2 protein-coding genes are annotated in these 1,169 nt (G+C 62.8%); both read right to left on the bottom strand.

Features of this window, described 5'->3' with window-relative positions:
• Window positions 1-541, bottom strand: a 541-nt coding sequence (locus AC1DY5_RS56465) for an SDR family oxidoreductase (protein ID WP_478122843.1), incomplete at its 3' end; no start/stop codon positions are given.
• Window positions 542-551: 10 nt separating this feature from the next.
• The coding region (locus AC1DY5_RS56460; RefSeq protein ID WP_478122842.1) for an SDR family NAD(P)-dependent oxidoreductase at window positions 552-1,169 on the bottom strand (618 nt) is incomplete at its 5' end.

Here is a 1,169-nt window from a genome sequence, read left to right as displayed (position 1 = left end):
GTACGCCAACGCGGATGCCTTCGGGCCGCAATTCTTCTCGCAAGGCGTCCGACAGAGTTTCGAGCGCGGCTTTGGTAGAGGCATACACCGAAAGGAACGGGTAAGGCGTGCGTACCGATTCGGAACTGATATTTATCACGTCACCGCCACCACGCTGTCGCATCAACTGCACGGCTTCCCTTATGCAGTAGATCGGCCCCAGCACATTGGCCGCCACTTCCAGCTGCAGCAGGTTGTCCTGCGCTTCGGCGATCTTTTGCGGATGGCCCAAAGCGGCGTTGTTGACCAGAATGTCAATCCCACCGAAGCGCGCGTTCAAGGCGGCAAACGCCTGGCGCACTTCGTCCGGCCTGGTGAGATCGGCGGCCAGCGGCAGGGCGTGATCGCCCAGTGCTGCAGAAGCCGCTTGTAACTCGTCGCTGGGGCGGGCCAGCAAGCCCACTCGGGCGCCTTCTTCAATCAGCACCTCGCAGATGCGCCGGCCGAGGCCTCGCGAGGCGCCCGTGACCAAGGCTACCTTGCCTTGTAGTCTTTGGTTCATGGTAGTTCTTTCAGCGGCGCAAAGGCGCGCCACGCAAGGCCAGGCCGCTACCGCTCAGCAAGGCAGCAGCATCCTCGCTCAACAACACCATCAGATCGGCAATAGCCGAGGGTGGCGTCCATCGGCTGGCGTCAGCCTGGGACATGTCGGTGCGGTTCCTCGGCGTGTCAATGATCTCCGGCATGAGGCATAGCGCGCGCACGCCAGTGCCCCACAGCTCTTCGGCCATGCTCTCAGTCAGGCGGGACACCGCACTCTTGCCCGCCGCGTACGCACTCATGTGACCGTGGCCTTGCTGATGTGCAGCCGAAGCGATGTTGAATACACAGCCGCTGCCGCGCGCCAGCATGCGCGGCACAACGCTCTTCACGGCGTTGACCACCGTGGTGGCGTTGATGTGGAACTGCTGCAACCAGACCTCCGCGCGCATCTCGTGCACGGACTCGCCAAAGTAGAAGCCGCCCGCAATATTGCAGAGAATGTCGATGCGTCCGAAGTGCTGCTCGGCCGACTCCACTGCTGCCGCCAGCGCGGATTCGTCCAGCAGATCCGCCTGCACCAGATGACGCCGCGGCGAGGGTTCCGGATAGGCCGACTTCAGTACCGTCAAATCGACGTCGAGCAGGAT

The sequence above is a fragment of the Variovorax sp. P4_D9 genome (genome assembly GCF_056401695.1).
Note: the sequence above shows the minus strand (reverse complement) of the source record. Positions and strands in the feature narration are given on the sequence as shown.